This window comes from Modestobacter marinus, from assembly GCF_019799945.1.
Classification (GTDB): domain Bacteria; phylum Actinomycetota; class Actinomycetes; order Mycobacteriales; family Geodermatophilaceae; genus Modestobacter; species Modestobacter marinus_B.
Genome location: NZ_JABGCH010000004.1, coordinates 160,060 through 174,340 on the forward strand (window position 1 = coordinate 160,060; position 14,281 = coordinate 174,340).

Below are 14,281 nucleotides of genomic sequence, written 5' to 3' on the forward strand. Positions count from 1 at the left end.
GGCGGGGAGGGCGGTCAGGCGTTTTGCGGGAAGCCGAGGTTCAGTCCGCCGTGGCTGGGGTCGAGCCAGCGGCTGGTGATGACCTTGCCGCGGGTGAAGAAGTGCACGCCCTCGGCGCCGTGGGCGTGGGTGTCGCCGAAGAGGCTGTTCTTCCAGCCGCCGAAGGAGTAGTAGGCCATCGGTACCGGGATGGGCACGTTGATGCCGATCATGCCGACCTGCACCTCGTGCTGGAACCGCCGGGCGGCGCCGCCGTCGTTGGTGAAGATCGCGGTGCCGTTGCCGTACTCGTTGGCGTTGATCAGCGCCACGGCGTGCTCGTAGGTGTCCACCCGCAGCACCGACAGCACCGGCCCGAAGATCTCGTCCCGGTAGACGCTCATCTGCGGCTGGACGTGGTCGACCAGGGTGGGGCCGAGCCAGAAGCCGTCCTGCCCGCCGTCGGGGGTCACCTCGCGGCCGTCCACGACCAGCTTGGCGCCCTCGGACTCGCCGGCCTGGACGTAGGAGGCGACCTTGTCCCGGTGCCGGCGGCTGATCAGCGGGCCCATGTCGGCGCCGGTGCGGCCGTCGCCGGTGCGCAGCGTGGCGGTGCGCTCGGCGATCCGGGCGACCAGGTCGTCCCCGACCCCGCCGACGGCGAGCACCGCGCTGATCGCCATGCACCGCTCCCCGGCCGATCCGAACCCGGAGTTCACCGCGGCGTCGGCGGCGAGGTCCAGGTCGGCGTCGGGCAGCACGACCATGTGGTTCTTCGCCCCGCCCAGGGCCTGCACCCGCTTGCCCGCCCGGGTGCCGGTCTCATACACGTAGCGGGCGATCGCGGTGGACCCGACGAAGGACACCGCGGCGATGTCGGGGTGCTCCAGCAGCCGGTCGACGGCCACCTTGTCCCCCTGCACCACGTTGAACACCCCGTCGGGCAGCCCGGCCTCCTGCCACAGCTGGGCCATCCACAGCGCCGCCGACGGGTCCTGCTCGCTGGGCTTGAGCACGACGGTGTTGCCGGTGGCGATCGCGACGGGAAAGAACCACATCGGCACCATCGCCGGGAAGTTGAACGGGCTGATGATCGCCACCGGGCCCAGCGGCTGGCGCACCGAGTGGACGTCGACGTTGGTCGAGGCGTTCTCGGTGAACCCGCCGCGGACCAGCGAGGGCACCCCGCAGGCGAACTCCACGACCTCCTGGCCGCGGGAGACCTCGCCGAGCGCGTCGTCGAGGACCTTGCCGTGCTCGGCGGTGATGATCGCGGCCAGCTCCGGCTTGCGGGCGTTGAGCAGCTCCCGGAAGCGGAACAGCACCGCGGTGCGCCGCGCCAGCGAGGTGTCCCGCCAGCCGGGGAACGCCGCCGCGGCGGCGGCGACCGCGGCGTCGACCTCCTCGACCGAGGCCAGCGCCACCGCGCCGATCACCTCACCGGTCGCCGAGTCGGTCACCTCCGCGGTGCGGCCGCCGGTGCCCTCGCGGCGGGCGCCGCCGATCCAGTGCGGGATGTGCTGGGACATGTGCTGCCTCTCGGGTGGTGGGGAGGGGGTCAGGGGAGGGTGCCGGCGGGGAAGTGCTTGTCGACCAGCTCGCGGATCGCGGTGAGCATCCGGGCGCCGGACTCCCGGGCCTGGTCGTCCCAGCCGAAGACGCAGGTGGTCAGCACCCCGTCGAAGCCGATTCCGGCCAGCGCGGCGAACGCGGCGTCGGCGTCGACGTCGCCGCGGCCGAGTTCCATGTGCTGGTGCACCCGGACGGTGTTGCCGGGCGGGTTGGTGATGTAGCGCAGCCCGTCCGAGGCGGTGTGGTCCATCGAGTCGGCGACGTGCACGTGGGTGAGCAGCTCTCCGGCGTGCGCGATGATCCCGGCCGCGTCGTCGCCCTGGTGGAAGGTGTGCGGCATGCAGTACAGGAAGGACACCAGCGGGGAGTCGATGCCGCGGACCAGGTCGATCGCCGGGTGGCCGAGCTCGATGAAGTCGTCCGGATGCGGCTCCAGCACCAGCCGGATCCCCTCCCGCTCGAACACCGGCAGCAGTTCCTCCATCGACCGCCAGAACATCGCCTCGGCCAGCTCGGGTGCCTCCGGGCGGCCGTTGAACTCGCTGTTCATCGTGTCCACGCCCAGCTCGGCGCAGATCTCGATGGCCCGCCTCCAGTACCGCACCGCGGCCTGCCGCTCCACCTCGCCGGGCCCGGACCAGCGCAGCACCGGCAGCAGCGAGGTCACCCCCACCCCGGCGCCGGCCAGCCGGGACCGCAACGCCCGCACCGTGGCCAGGTCCACCCGGGGGTGCTGGAAGAACGGAACGAAGTCCGCCCGCGGGGACAGCTCCATCCACTCGTAGCCGATCGAGGCCACCGCGTCGGGCAGCTCCAGCAGCGGCGTCGTGCGCAGCATCTGCGGATCCAGGGCGATCCTCATCGGGCGGCCAGCTCCACCTCGGTGCGCCGGCCGGTGCGCAGCGCCGCCACCCCGGCGGCGCACACCGCCTGGGCCGCGTAGCCGTCCCAGGCGCCGGGGCCATCGATGGTGCCGCGGCGGGCGGCGTCGGCCCAGCGCTGCAGCTCGATGTCGTAGGCCCGGCCGAAGCGCTGCCGGAAATCCGGCGCGATCGCGGTGCTCCGCGAGGCCCCCGACGCGCCGCCGCGCTGCCGGAGCAGGCCGACGTCCAGGCCGATCATCGCGCTGCCGTCCTCGCCGACCACCTCGGTGCGCACCTCGTAGGCCACGCCGGTGCTGACGAACACCTCCACGTCGACGATCCGCCCGCTGCCGGTCTCCAACAGCACCAGCAGCGGATCGGACTGGCCGGCCACCGCGTGCCGGGTCGCCCGCGGCCGCAGCACGCTGACCGCGGCGATCTCCTCATCGAGCAGGAAGCGGGCGACGTCGACCTCGTGCACCACCGAGTCGTTGATCATCATCTCGCTGGTGAAGTGCGGCGGCACGGCGGCGTTGCGGTGCGCGCAGTGCACCACCAGCGGCTCGCCGATCCCGCCGGACTCGATCAGCGCGCGCAGCTGGGCGTACTCGGGGTCGAAGCGGCGCATGAACCCGACCTGCACCAGCCGGCGGCCGGTGCGCTGGGCGTAGGCGTCCTCGGCGTGCACCACGGCCAGCGAGGTGGCGGCGTCCATGGTCAGCGGCTTCTCACACAGCACCGGCTTGCCGTGCTGAATGCAGGCCAGCACCTGCTCCTCGTGGAACTGACCGGGAGTGGCGATCAGCACCGCGTCCACCTCGTCGTCGGCGATCGCCGCCAGCGGATCGTCGATCACCCGGCAGCCGGGCACGTCGGAGGCGACCTGCTCGGCCTTCTCCCGGAACGCGTCGCTGACCAGCACCACCCGGGCGCCGGAGATGCGGCTGTGCAGCCGGGCCACGTGGTCCGCGCCCATCATCCCCACGCCCAGCACGGCGACCCGCAGCTCCGCGGCGGGAACGTCGGCCAGCTCGGGCAACACCCCGGAGGTGGTCTCGGCGCTGGTCACGCCTGGCCCCCCGATCCCGGAGCGGGAGTCCTCGGGGTGCCGATCTCCAGCGACGGGAACCCGCAGCTGGCGATGTAGCGGTGGGTGCGCTGGGCGATCGGGAGGGGCACGTCGGGCGCGCAGGGGTAGAGGTCGTGCTCGACGATCGCGAACACGTCCAGCCCCAGCTCGTCGATGGCCGCCAGCAGCGGCGGATACTCCGGCACCCCGTTCGGCGGCTCGACCATCGCGCCCATCCGCACCGCCTCGGGCCACACGATGTCCTCCGCGAGCACCCGGTCGATCACCGCCGGGTCCACCTGCTTCAGGTGCAGATAGCCGATCCGCTCGGGGTACCGGCGGATCAGGTCCAGGTTGTCCCCCCGGTAGTAGCTGACATGCCCGGTGTCCAGGCACAGCGGCACGTACCGCGGGTCGGTGTCGGCGAGGAACCGCTCGATGTCGGCCTGGTGGCCGACGTGCGTCTCGGCGTGCGGATGGAAGGCGATCGACAGGCCGTACTCCTCCTGCACCGCCCGGCCCAGCCGGTCCACGCCGGTCGTCTTGGCGGTCCAGGCCTCCGGGGTGAGGTGCCGGGACTCGACGTCGGCGCCGGTCTTCTGGTCGCGGAACGTGTCTGGGATGACGACGACGTGGGTGCCGCCCATCGCCGCGGTCAGCGCGGCGACGTCCTTGACCTGACCCCACACCGCGTCCCAGGAGTCCGGCCGGTGCAGGTGCTCGAACACCGTGCCGGCCGACACCTTCAGCCCGCGGGTGCCGAGCTCGTCGCTCAGCTGGTCCGGATCGGTGGGCAGGTAACCGTAGGGCCCCAGCTCGATCCACTCGTACCCGCACGCGCTCACCTCGTCCAGGAACCGCAGCCACGGCACCTGCTGCGGGTCGTCGGGGAACCAGACCCCCCACGAGTCCGGTGCGGACCCGACCCGGATCCGGCTCTGCTGCTGTGTCATCTGGTCTCCTCCGGTGGCTGGGCGGCTCAGGGCTGGGTGGGGCGCAGGAAGGCGCGCTGGCGCCCCTTCCACTGCTCGTAGACGGTGCGGGCTTCCTGGGTGCTCTGCAGCGTGGAGACCTCGCTGACCGGCACGTCCCACCAGGACTCACTCGACGGGGCGTCGATCAGCGGATCGGTCTCGACGTGCACCACCGTGGTCCGGTCGGCGGCCTTGGCCGTGCGCAGCGCCTCGGCGAGGCTGGGCCCGTCCTTGGCGACCAGGACGTCCACGCCCAGGCTGGCCGCGTTCGCCGCCAGGTCCACCGGCAGCACGTCGCCGTCGAGCCGGCCGGACTCCGACCGGTACCGGTAGCGGGTGCCGAAGCGCTGGGAGCCCAGCTGCTCGGACAGCGCGCCGATGGAGGCGAAGCCGTGGTTCTGCACCAGGACGACGACGATCTTCACCCCCTCCTGGACGGCGGTGACCAGCTCGGTCGGCATCATCAGGTAGCCCGCGTCGCCCAGCATGACGAACACATCCCGGTCCGGGCTGGCCATCCGGACACCGATGCCGCCGGGGATCTCATAACCCATGCAGGAGTAGCCGTACTCGACGTGGTAGCCCTTGCGGTCCCGCACCCGCCACATCTTGTGCAGATCACCGGGCATCGACCCGGCCGCGCAGACCACCACGTCCCGGGGGCCGGAGACCTCGTTGACGATGCCGATCACCTCGTTCTGGGTCAGCCGCCCGCCCTCCCCGGCGCTGGGCACCGCCGGATGGTAGGCGGACTCCACGGTGGCCTCCCACGCGTCCTTCAGCCCGGCGGTGCGGGCCCGGTAGGCCTCCTCCACCGACCAGCCGGCCAGCGCATCCGACAGCGCGGTCAGCGTCTGCCGGGCGTCGGCCTGCACGGTGACGCCGGCGTGCTTGGCGGCGTCCATCGCGGCCACGTTGACGTTGACGAACCGCACCCCCGGATCGTTGAACGCGGTGTGCGAGGCGGTGGTGAAGTCCTGCCAGCGGGTGCCGATCCCCAGCACGACGTCGGCCTCCCGGGCCAGCGCGTTCGCCGCCGTCGTCCCGGTCGACCCGATCGCCCCCACCGACCGCGGATGGTCGAAGGGCAGCGCCCCCTTGCCCGCCTGGGTCTGGGCGACCGGGACGCCGGTCGCCTCGGCGAACGCCGCGAGCGCCTCGGTCGCGTCCGAGTAGATGACCCCGCCGCCGGCCACCACCAGCGGCCGCCGCGCCGACCGCAGCACCTGCACCGCCCGGGCCAGCGCGGCCGGCTCGGGCAGCGGCCGGCCCACGTGCCAGGTGCGCTCGGCGAACAGCTCGACCGGCCAGTCGAACGCCTCGGCCTGCACGTCCTGCGGAAAGCACAGGGTGACCGCGCCGGTCTCCGCCGGATCGGTGAGCACCCGCATCGCCCCCAGCAACGCGCCGGGCAGCTGCTCGGGCCGCCAGATCCGGTCGAAGTACCGCGACACCGGCCGAAAGGCGTCATTCACCGTCACGTCACCGGACTCGGGCCGCTCCAGCTCCTGCAGCAGCGGACCGGCCGAGCGGGTGGCGAACGTGTCGGCCGGCAGCAGCAGCACCGGCAGCCGGTTGATCGTGGCCAGCGCCGCCCCGGTGAGCATGTTCGTCGCCCCCGGCCCCACGCTGGTCGACACCGCCCAGATCTGCAGCCGGTCCCTGGCCCGGGCGTAGCCGACCGCGGTGTGCACCACCGCCTGCTCGTTGCGGCCCAGCACATACCGCAGCGCGCCGGGCTCATCCAACTCCGCCTGCAACAGCGCCTGACCCAGCCCGGCCACGTTGCCGTGCCCGAAGATGCCGAAACAACCGGCGAACAACCGCTGCCGCTGCCCGTCGCGCTCGGAGTACTGCCGCGCCAGGAAACGCACGACCGCCTGCGAAACGGTCAGCCGAACCGTCTCGATCCGCGCCGCGGGTGGGAACTCGGTCACTGTCGGGTCGCTCCGTCCTGGCCGGGGGCCTGGTGCTGCGGGTCGGTGGCGGGGGAGTGCAGCGGCAGCCGCGGGTCGACCTGCTCGGTCGCCCAGGTGTCGCGGATCCAGGTGTGCGCGGGGTCGTCGACGATCCGCCAGGCGCGTTCAGGGCCGGGACCGGCCATCACGTTGAGGTAGTAGAGGTCGTGGCCGGGCGCGGCGATCGACGGTCCGTGCCAGCCGTGCGGGATCAGCACGACGTCGCCGTCGCGGACCTCGGCCAGCACGTCCACCGGCCGTTCGGGGGTGCCGTACACGCGCTGGTAGGCCAGGCCGGGCTGGCCGTTCGGCCCGGCGGAGATCTCGTAGTAGTAGATCTCCTCCAGCTCCGTCTCGTGCTCCGAGGCCTCGTCGTGCTTGTGCGGGGGATAGGACGACCAGTTGCCGCCCGGGGTGATCACCTCGCACGCGATCAGGGAGTCGGCCGGGAAGGTGTCGGCGGTGGCGAAGTTGTGCACCTGCCGGCTGCAGCTGCCGGCGCCACGCAGCTCCACCGGCACGTCTGCGGCGGGTCGGTACCGCACCGGCAGGCGGCTGCGGGCCCGGGCCGTGCACAGCGCCAGCCGGCCGCCGCCCGCGCCGGACAGCCGTGCGGTGGCGTCCCGAGGCAGGTACACGACGTCGGTGGGGCCGGCGAAGACGGAGGCCCGCCCGGTCAGGTGCGAGGATTCCCCGCCGCACTCGACGTCGAACGAGCCCTCCAGTGGCACCAGGACGACCTCGTCCGGCCCGGTCTCCAGCTCGTGCGTCTCCCCGGCACCGAGGGACAGCACCCGCAGGCCGCTGTGGCCCCAGCCGGCCGACTCGGGGGTGACGTGCAGGTCGTAGGCACCGGCCGCCGTGGTCCCGGCGGGCAGGTGCAGGGAGGTGGTCGCGGTCATGCTGCTCCTCGGCGTTGGGGAGAGGCTGTCGGCCCTCCTGCAGGGCCCCGCGGCGAGCGTGCGGGCGGTGGGGGCAGGAGGGATCCTGTCAATGGACGAGGGAGACGGCGGTGTCGACCGCCGCGCCGACGTCGTCGTCCGGCGGGTAGAGCAGGGTGCGGCCGACGACGAGCCCGCGGACGGCGGGGAGCCCGAGGGCGTCGCGCCACGAGGCGTAGGTCTCCTCCGGCTCCTCGAGCGGGTCCCCGCCCAGCAGGAGGGTCGGCAGCGTGGTGGCGTCCATGACCCGCTCCATCTCGGCGACCACGGGCAGCTTCAGCCAGGTGTACGCGGACGTGGCGCCCAGCCCCTGGGTGATGTGCACCGACTTGATCACCGCGTCGGCGCTCAGGTCGTTGACCACCCGCCCGTCGCGCCGGCTGGACATGAACGGCTCGAGCATCGCGACGACGCCGGCCCGGGCCAGCGCGGTGATCGTGTGCCCGGTCGTCTCCAGCATCGCGACCGTGCCCGGGTCGTCCAGGTCGATGCGGTTGAGCATCTTCGCGGCGTCGAACCGCGCGCGGACCACGCCGTCGACGTCGTACCCGGTCATCCGGTCGTCGAGCTCGAAGGCCGCGCCGGCCAGGCCGCCACGGTTCATCGAGGCGACGACCACCTTGTCCTCCAGGGCGCCGAGCAGGAGCAGGTCCTCGGCGATGTCCGCGGTGGCCAGCAGGCCGTCGACACCGGGCCGGGCGAGCGCGGTGCGCAGCCGGTCGAGCATGTCCGTGCGGCTGTGCATCGCCGTCGGACGGCCCTGGGCGGCGAGCGCACCCCGCGCGGGGTGGTCAGCGGCGACCAGCATCAGCCGCCCGTCCGCCGGGAGGAAGGTCGGCCGGCGGCGACGGGCGTCCAGCGCCCGGCCGATCGCCTCCGGGTCGCGGCTGCGCAACTCGGTCACCTCGGCGTACGTGGTGCACAGCGGCGTCGGTACGGCGTGGGTCGGCCCGGCGGGGGAGACGGCGGTGTCAGGCACGGGAGCCCTCCAGGGACGGGTCGTGTGCCGCGAGGTGCGCCGTGATCTCAGCGCTGGTGGGCATGGCGGTGGAGCACTCCAGCCGGGAGGCGACGATCGCGCCCGCCGCGTTGGCGTTGCGCAGCAGCTGCTCGAGGGGCAGCCCGGCCAGCAGCCCGTGCACGAGCGAGCCGCCGAAGGCGTCGCCGGCCCCCAGGCCGTTCACCACCTGCACCGGCGTGGGCGGCACCACCACCCGCTCCGACCGGGTCCTCCCCAGCACCCCCTTCGGGCCCTGCTTGACCACAGCCAGTTCGACACCGGCCTCCAGCAGGGCGTCGGCGGCCCGGTCGGCGTCGGTCTCGCCGACCGCGACCTCGCACTCCTCCCGGTTGCCCACGGCGACGGTCACGTGTGGAAGGGCCTCCCGGACCTGCGCCGAGGCCTCCTCCCGGGAGGTCCAGAACATCGGCCGGTAGTCCAGGTCCAGCACGGTGTGCCGCTTCCGTCCGCGAGCGGCCCAGGCGGCATGGTGGGCGGCTCGGCTCGGCTCCTGGGACAGTCCGGTCACCGTCGCCCAGAACAGCTCGGCCCCGCGCACCGCGTCCACGTCCAGGTCCTCCGGGCGGACCTGCAGGTCCGGCGCGGTGGGGCGGCGGTAGAACCAGAGCGGGAAGTCGTCGGGCGGGAAGATCTCGCAGAAGGTGACCGGGGTCGGGTTCTCCCGGTCCACGACCACGTACCGGTCGTCGACGCCCAGCTCGAGCAGGGCCTTCCGCACGAAGCGGCCGAACGGGTCGTCGCCGACGCCGGTGACCAGCGCGACGCGGTGCCCGAGCCGGCCCACGGCCACGGCCACGTTCGCGGCGCTGCCACCGAGGAACTTGCCGAAGGTCTCGACGTCCTCCAGGCCCACGCCGATCTGCAGGGGGTAGACGTCGACGCCGCTGCGGCCGAGGACGAGTGCCTCGGGCACGGCCGGGCCGGCGTCCCCGGGCGGGGCGGCCGGCCGGACGGGCGGTCGTGGGTCCGGGGGGACGTGCACGGCGGGCCACCTCCGGGTGCTCGGGATTCCTGTGCGAGTGGGTCCGAACTGTGCTCCGCGCCACAGCCGGTGTCAAGACTTTGTAAGGACATAAGGACAGAAAGACGTGTGGTTGATCCGTCACCACGTCGGGTGAGTGCGTGTCACCCTGGGTTCTGGGACCATCAGCCGCGACAGTGGCCGCAGGGTCAGTTCCGCGGGGAGGGAGCACAGTGGCACCCGTGCTGACCTTCGACATCGACCGCTCGAGCCCCACGCCGCTGTACTTCCAGCTGGCCCAGGCCATCGAGGGGGCGATCACCGGGGGGACCCTGCCCTCCGGCTCGAAGCTGGAGAACGAGGTGCTGCTCGCCCAGCGGTACGGGCTGTCCCGGCCCACGGTGCGCCGCGCGGTGCAGGAGCTGGTCGACAAGGGCCTGCTCGTCCGCAAGCGGGGTGTCGGCACCCAGGTGCTGCAACCGCACGTGCGCCGGTCCGTGGAGCTGACCAGCCTCTACGACGACCTGGTGCGCGGGGGCGAGGCGCCGACCACGGAGGTGCTGTCCCTCGAGCGCGTCCCCGCGACGGGGCGGGTCGCCGAGGACCTGGAGCTGGTGGAGGGCGACGAGGTCGTCGTCCTGCGCCGGCTGCGGCGCTCGCACGGCGAGCCGCTGGCGCTGATGACCAACCACCTGCCCGGCCGGTTCTCCCCGACGGTGGAGGAGCTCGCCGAACGCGGGCTGTACCAGTACCTGCGCAGCCAGGGGGTGCACCTGCGGGTGGCCCACCAGCGGATCGGTGCCCGCCTGGCGCGGGCGGAGGAGGCCCGGCTGCTCGACGAGCCGCCGCGGGCCGCGCTGCTCACCATGCAGCGCGTCGCCTTCGACGATCACGGCACCCCGGTGGAGGTCGGCCGGCACCTGTACCGCGCGTCGCGGTACGACTTCGAGGCGACGCTCGTCGGTCGCTAGCGACCCGGTCAGACGAAGGGGTTCTCGCCGGCCTCGATCTGCTCGGCGAACTCGGTCAGCGCGGCCTGGTCGGGCTCCGCGCCGACCGAGCGGACGGCGTCCTCCAGCGCGGCCCGCACCTCGGCCGCGGGCCGGTGGGCGTGCGTGCGCGCGACCTCGAGGAGAGCCGGCAGGGCCCGCTCGCCGGGCTGCCGGGCCAGTCGGGGTGACGGCGGGCTGAGCAGCCGGAGCAGCTCGCGCTGCAGCGCCGACTGGGGTGGGTGCCTGCGGGCCATGGGTGCTCCTCCCGGCGCGGTCGGCCGGCCGCCTCCATCGGACCACGCCGGGCCGCGTACCGGCCAGGCGCTCGACGTGGGCGGCGGTAGCGGGTCAGGCGGTGCGGAGGGACTCGCCGGCGGTGATCAGCCGCAGGGCGCGATCGGCGTACTCGTCGGAGAGCTCCTGCACCAGGTCCTCGCGGTCCTCGGCGAGCGCCTGGTTGGTCAGCTCGGCGTACTCGTCGTGCAAGGCGTGCAGCTGCTCGCCGAGCGCATCGGCCGGCAGCCGCTCGGCGGCGGGGACGGCCGGCAGGGCGTCGGCCCCGGCGGCCGGTGCGTCGGCCCGGCCGGGGGCGGCGGGCTCCTCCGTCCACCGGGTGGCCAGCGCGAGGCCGGCGACCAGGGCGAGCGCCACGACCCCGCAGCCGAGCGCGGCTGCGGCGAGCGCCGGGTCGAGGACGGCCGCGCACGCCGGAAGGGCGAGCGCGAGGAACAGCACGAGCCGGACCGGGCGGCGGAGACCGGTGGTCTCGACGGAGCGGGCGAGGGGGCGGAGGGGGAGCACGGGGTCAGCCTTTCGGAGGGCGCGGGTCGTCGGTGCCGCGCGGCCGCCGGGCTTCGTTGATCCGGCGGACTATCGTCTGGATCGTTACAGAAACCACGCTACGACCGAAGGGTGGTCATGTCGAAGGCAGCGCGGTCCGACACGCCGTCCGGGCGGTTGACCCTGCTCACACTGGCCCGGGACCTGGGCGTCTCCCGGGCCACGGTGTCCAACGCCTACAACCGGCCCGACCAGCTGTCCCCGGCGCTGCGGGCGCGGATCCTGGCCCGCGCCGCGGAGCTGGGGTTCACCGGTCCCGACCCGATGGCGCGCGGCCTGCGCCGGGGCAGGGTCGGGGCGGTCGGCGTCCTGGTCGACGAGAGCCTGTCCTACGCCTTCTCCGACCCGACCTCGGTGCTCTTCCTCGACGGCCTGGCCCGCGAGGTCCAGGCCGACGGGCTCGGACTGCTGCTGCACCCGGCGCTGCGGGACCCGGCCGCCCTGCGGGCCCTGGCCGACGCCGCCGTCGACGCCTGGGTGGTCCAGTCGCTGCCCGACGGGCACCCGGCGGTCGGCGTCGTCTCCTCCCGCGGCCGCCCGGTGGTCGTGGTCGACCAGCCTGCGCTGCCCGGGGTGCCCGTGGTGGGCATCGACGACGCCTCCGGTGCCACCACCGCCGTCCGGCACCTGACCCGGCTCGGTCACCGGCGGCTCGCGGTGCTGGCCATGCCCCTGGGCTGCGACCGCCGGCAGGGCCGGGCCGACACCGAGCGGCAGCGGTCGGCGGAGTACGCCGTGATGCGCCGCCGGCTGGCCGGTGCCGCCGCGGCCGTCGCCGAGGCCGACCTCGACTGGGCCGACGTGCCGGTCGTGGAGGTCGCCGCGAACGAGCCCGACGCGGCCGCCCGCGCGGCGGCTGAGCTGCTCACCGGCCCCGACCGGCCGACCGGGGTGTTCGCCAGCACCGACCAGCTCGCACTCGGGGTGGTGCGGGCCGCCCGCGACCTCGGGCTGGCCGTGCCCGGCGACCTGTCGGTCGTGGGGTTCGACGACTCACCGGCGGCCCGGTCCGCCGAGCCGCCGCTCACCACGGTCGCCCAGCCGCTGCGCGACCGCGGGCAGCGGGTCGGCGTGCTGGTGCGCGCCGCCCTCCGGGGCGAGGAGGTCGGCGTGCCGGCCCCCGCCGTCGTCGGGCTCGTGGTCCGGAGCAGCACGGCGCCGCCCCCCGGCGCGCGCGGGCGGCGCTGAGCGGGCCGCTGGTCAGCCCGCCAACAGCCGGCGCACCTCGGCCACGCCGGCCAGGGCGACGTCCTGGTCCGCGGCGCGGGGGACGAGGTTGAAGCTGCGGCAGCCCGCATCGACGTAGGGCTGCAGGAATGCCGCCACCTCGGCCGGCCGGCCCGCCGGGCTGTAGCGGGCGAAGGAGCTGAACGGCAGGCCGTACATGCTCTCCATGGCGGCGGCGAGCGGGCCGGTGGCGGCCTCGACGCCGGCGCCGAACCCGCACCAGACCTGCAGCCCGTGCCGCCACTCGACGTCCGTCCGGCCGGCGGCGGCCGCCTGCTCGGCGACCTCAGCGATGACCGTGGCGAACCGGCGCGGCGAGATCCAGATGCCCAGCCAGCCGTCGCCGTGCCGGGCCGCGCGGCGCACCGCGGCCGCCGACCGGCCGCCGATCACGATGGGCAGGTCCCCGGCCGGGGGCAGGACCTGCGCCTCGCGCACCGGGAAGCAGGGTCCGGCGCTCGTGACGGGCTCGCCGGTGAGCAGCCGGCGGACCAGGGGCAGCGCCTCGTCCGTGCGCCGTCCGCGGGTCGTCGGGTCGACCCCGCACACCTCGAACTCGTGCGGGTCCTCCCCGCCCACACCGACCCCCAGCACCAGCCGCCCGGGCGCGAGCGCGGCCAGGTCGGCCAGCTGCCGGGCGACCGGGACCGGGTGCCGCAGGGCGAGCAGGTAGACCCCGACATGGACCGGCAGCCGGTCGCTGAGCGCGAGCAGGTGGGCGGCGTGCAGCAGCCCGTCCGAACCGGCCCCGGCGACGAAGCTGACGTGGTCGCCGACGGCGAGGTGGTCGATGCCGCCCGCCTCGAGCCCGGCAACCGTGGCCCGCCGGGCGGCCAGGCTGCCGGGCGCGAAGTCGGGCAGGAACGTGCCGACACGAACGGTCACGGTCGTCTCCTCCCAGGGGGACCGGGCAGGATGCTGCCGGACGACGCCGGCCTGCGGTGACCGGATCGGCCGCCCGCCTACGCTCGGGCGCGTGCCAGCCGTCCACGTGGGGACCTCCGGGTGGAGCTACGACCACTGGGACGGCGTCCTGTACCCGCCCGGCACCCGCCCGGCCGACCGGCTCGGCCTCTACGTGCAGCGGTTCGGCACCGTGGAGCTCAACGCCAGCTTCTACCGCTGGCCGCGCACCGCGACGTTCGCGAGCTGGCGCCGGCGGCTGCCCCCGGGGTTCCAGCTCTCGGTCAAGGCGCCGCGCGGCCTCACCCACGCCAAGAAGCTGTACGGGCCCGAGGTCTGGATCGAGCGCATGACCACCTGCTGGCACGAGCTGGGCGACAAGCGCGCCGTCCTGCTCGTGCAGATGCACCCCGGCCACGAGCGGGACGACGCCCGGCTGGACTGGTTCCTCGGCCGGCTGCCGGACTGGATGCGGGTCGCGGTGGAGTTCCGGCACCCCAGCTGGCACACCGACGAGGTGTTCGCGCTGCTCGAGCGGCACGGCGCGGCGTACTGCGTGATGAGCGGCGCGCACCTGCCGTGCGTGCTGCGGGCCACCGCGCCCTTCGTCTACGTCCGGCTGCACGGGCCCGACCACCAGTACCTCTACGGCGGCTCCTACTCCAGCAGCGACCTGCGCTGGTGGGCCGACCGGCTGCGGGGGTGGCGGGACGGCGGCCGCGACGTCTACGCGTACTTCAACAACGACGGCCACGGCCACGCCGTGCGCAACGCCGAGGAGCTGCGGTGGCTGGTGGGCGGCTGACTCAGTCGGTGGGCAGCTCGGCGCCGCAGACGGGGCACCGCCGCGCGGCGGGGTCCTCGGTCAGCCGCCCGCACTCGGGGCACACCAGCCGCGCCCAGCACGCCGGGTCGCCGCCCTCGTCGTCCCTCCGCGGTTCGGGGTCCACCGGACCTCCGTGCCCGGCGGCACGGCGCGGC

At 74.3% G+C, this 14,281-nt stretch carries 15 protein-coding genes; 3 read left to right on the forward strand and 12 right to left on the reverse strand.

The window, feature by feature from the left end:
• Positions 1 to 14: 14 nt before the first annotated feature.
• From HK417_RS05865 to iolC, 8 genes are all read right to left on the reverse strand, one after another.
• A complete protein-coding gene (locus HK417_RS05865; RefSeq protein ID WP_222264326.1) occupies positions 15 to 1,508 on the reverse strand; it encodes a CoA-acylating methylmalonate-semialdehyde dehydrogenase in 1,494 nt (497 codons plus the stop codon).
• Positions 1,509 to 1,537: 29 nt separating this feature from the next.
• Entirely contained in the window at positions 1,538 to 2,413 is an 876-nt protein-coding gene (locus HK417_RS05870; RefSeq protein ID WP_222264328.1) for a sugar phosphate isomerase/epimerase family protein, read from the reverse strand.
• Positions 2,410 to 3,483, reverse strand: coding sequence for a Gfo/Idh/MocA family protein (locus HK417_RS05875; protein ID WP_222264330.1), 1,074 nt, complete (start codon positions 3,481 to 3,483; stop codon positions 2,410 to 2,412). Before HK417_RS05875 ends, HK417_RS05870 begins: the two co-directional genes overlap by 4 nt.
• A complete protein-coding gene (locus HK417_RS05880; RefSeq protein ID WP_222264332.1) occupies positions 3,480 to 4,436 on the reverse strand; it encodes a sugar phosphate isomerase/epimerase family protein in 957 nt (318 codons plus the stop codon). The genes HK417_RS05875 and HK417_RS05880 overlap by 4 nt, the downstream gene beginning before the upstream one ends.
• A 26-nt stretch (positions 4,437 to 4,462) precedes the next feature.
• Positions 4,463 to 6,394 carry a 3D-(3,5/4)-trihydroxycyclohexane-1,2-dione acylhydrolase (decyclizing) gene (gene iolD, locus HK417_RS05885; RefSeq protein WP_222264334.1) on the reverse strand — a complete coding sequence of 644 codons (1,932 nt, stop codon included), beginning with the start codon at positions 6,392 to 6,394 and terminating at the stop codon, positions 4,463 to 4,465.
• Positions 6,391 to 7,317 (reverse strand): 5-deoxy-glucuronate isomerase, encoded by a 927-nt coding sequence (gene iolB / locus HK417_RS05890; RefSeq protein WP_222264336.1) that lies wholly within the window; start codon positions 7,315 to 7,317, stop codon positions 6,391 to 6,393. Before iolB ends, iolD begins: the two co-directional genes overlap by 4 nt.
• Before the next feature lie 88 nt (positions 7,318 to 7,405).
• Complete coding sequence (locus tag HK417_RS05895; protein ID WP_222264337.1) at positions 7,406 to 8,335, reverse strand: class I fructose-bisphosphate aldolase; 930 nt, start codon at positions 8,333 to 8,335, stop codon at positions 7,406 to 7,408.
• A complete protein-coding gene (iolC, locus tag HK417_RS05900) occupies positions 8,328 to 9,359 on the reverse strand; it encodes a 5-dehydro-2-deoxygluconokinase (RefSeq protein WP_308123402.1) in 1,032 nt (343 codons plus the stop codon). Before iolC ends, HK417_RS05895 begins: the two co-directional genes overlap by 8 nt.
• A gap of 221 nt (positions 9,360 to 9,580) precedes the next feature.
• Here iolC and HK417_RS05905 point away from each other — a divergent pair, with 221 nt between their 5' ends.
• Positions 9,581 to 10,309, forward strand: a complete 729-nt coding sequence (locus HK417_RS05905) for a GntR family transcriptional regulator (protein WP_222264339.1) — start codon at positions 9,581 to 9,583, stop codon at positions 10,307 to 10,309.
• A gap of 8 nt (positions 10,310 to 10,317) precedes the next feature.
• Here the strand turns inward: HK417_RS05905 and HK417_RS05910 are convergent, their stop codons facing one another.
• A complete protein-coding gene (locus HK417_RS05910) occupies positions 10,318 to 10,584 on the reverse strand; it encodes a hypothetical protein (RefSeq protein ID WP_222264341.1) in 267 nt (88 codons plus the stop codon).
• Between the two features lie 94 nt (positions 10,585 to 10,678).
• On the reverse strand, positions 10,679 to 11,131 hold the full coding sequence (locus HK417_RS05915; protein WP_222264343.1) for a hypothetical protein: 453 nt from the start codon (positions 11,129 to 11,131) through the stop codon (positions 10,679 to 10,681).
• A gap of 117 nt (positions 11,132 to 11,248) precedes the next feature.
• Here HK417_RS05915 and HK417_RS05920 point away from each other — a divergent pair, with 117 nt between their 5' ends.
• Entirely contained in the window at positions 11,249 to 12,358 is a 1,110-nt protein-coding gene (locus HK417_RS05920; protein WP_222264344.1) for a LacI family DNA-binding transcriptional regulator, read from the forward strand.
• Between the two features lie 12 nt (positions 12,359 to 12,370).
• Here HK417_RS05920 and HK417_RS05925 read toward each other — a convergent pair whose 3' ends face one another.
• Positions 12,371 to 13,282, reverse strand: coding sequence for an LLM class flavin-dependent oxidoreductase (locus HK417_RS05925; protein WP_222264346.1), 912 nt, complete (start codon positions 13,280 to 13,282; stop codon positions 12,371 to 12,373).
• A gap of 91 nt (positions 13,283 to 13,373) precedes the next feature.
• On the opposite strand from HK417_RS05925, the gene HK417_RS05930 reads away from it, so the two are divergent.
• Positions 13,374 to 14,105, forward strand: a complete 732-nt coding sequence (locus tag HK417_RS05930) for a DUF72 domain-containing protein (protein ID WP_222264348.1) — start codon at positions 13,374 to 13,376, stop codon at positions 14,103 to 14,105.
• 1 nt (position 14,106) lies between these two features.
• On the opposite strand, the gene HK417_RS05935 is transcribed toward HK417_RS05930, so the two are convergent.
• Entirely contained in the window at positions 14,107 to 14,250 is a 144-nt protein-coding gene (locus HK417_RS05935) for a hypothetical protein (RefSeq protein WP_222264350.1), read from the reverse strand.
• Positions 14,251 to 14,281 lie beyond the last annotated feature (31 nt).

Excerpts from the sequence above, each read along its gene's own strand:
- HK417_RS05865 (WP_222264326.1), bottom strand. The coding sequence starts at position 1,508 with ATGTCCCAGCACATCCCGCACTGGATCGGCGGCGCCCGCCGCGAGGGC.
- HK417_RS05870 (WP_222264328.1), bottom strand. The coding sequence starts at position 2,413 with ATGAGGATCGCCCTGGATCCGCAGATGCTGCGCACGACGCCGCTGCTG.
- HK417_RS05880 (WP_222264332.1), bottom strand. The coding sequence starts at position 4,436 with ATGACACAGCAGCAGAGCCGGATCCGGGTCGGGTCCGCACCGGACTCG.
- iolB (WP_222264336.1), bottom strand. The coding sequence starts at position 7,317 with ATGACCGCGACCACCTCCCTGCACCTGCCCGCCGGGACCACGGCGGCC.
- HK417_RS05910 (WP_222264341.1), bottom strand. The coding sequence starts at position 10,584 with ATGGCCCGCAGGCACCCACCCCAGTCGGCGCTGCAGCGCGAGCTGCTC.
- HK417_RS05920 (WP_222264344.1), top strand. The coding sequence starts at position 11,249 with ATGTCGAAGGCAGCGCGGTCCGACACGCCGTCCGGGCGGTTGACCCTG.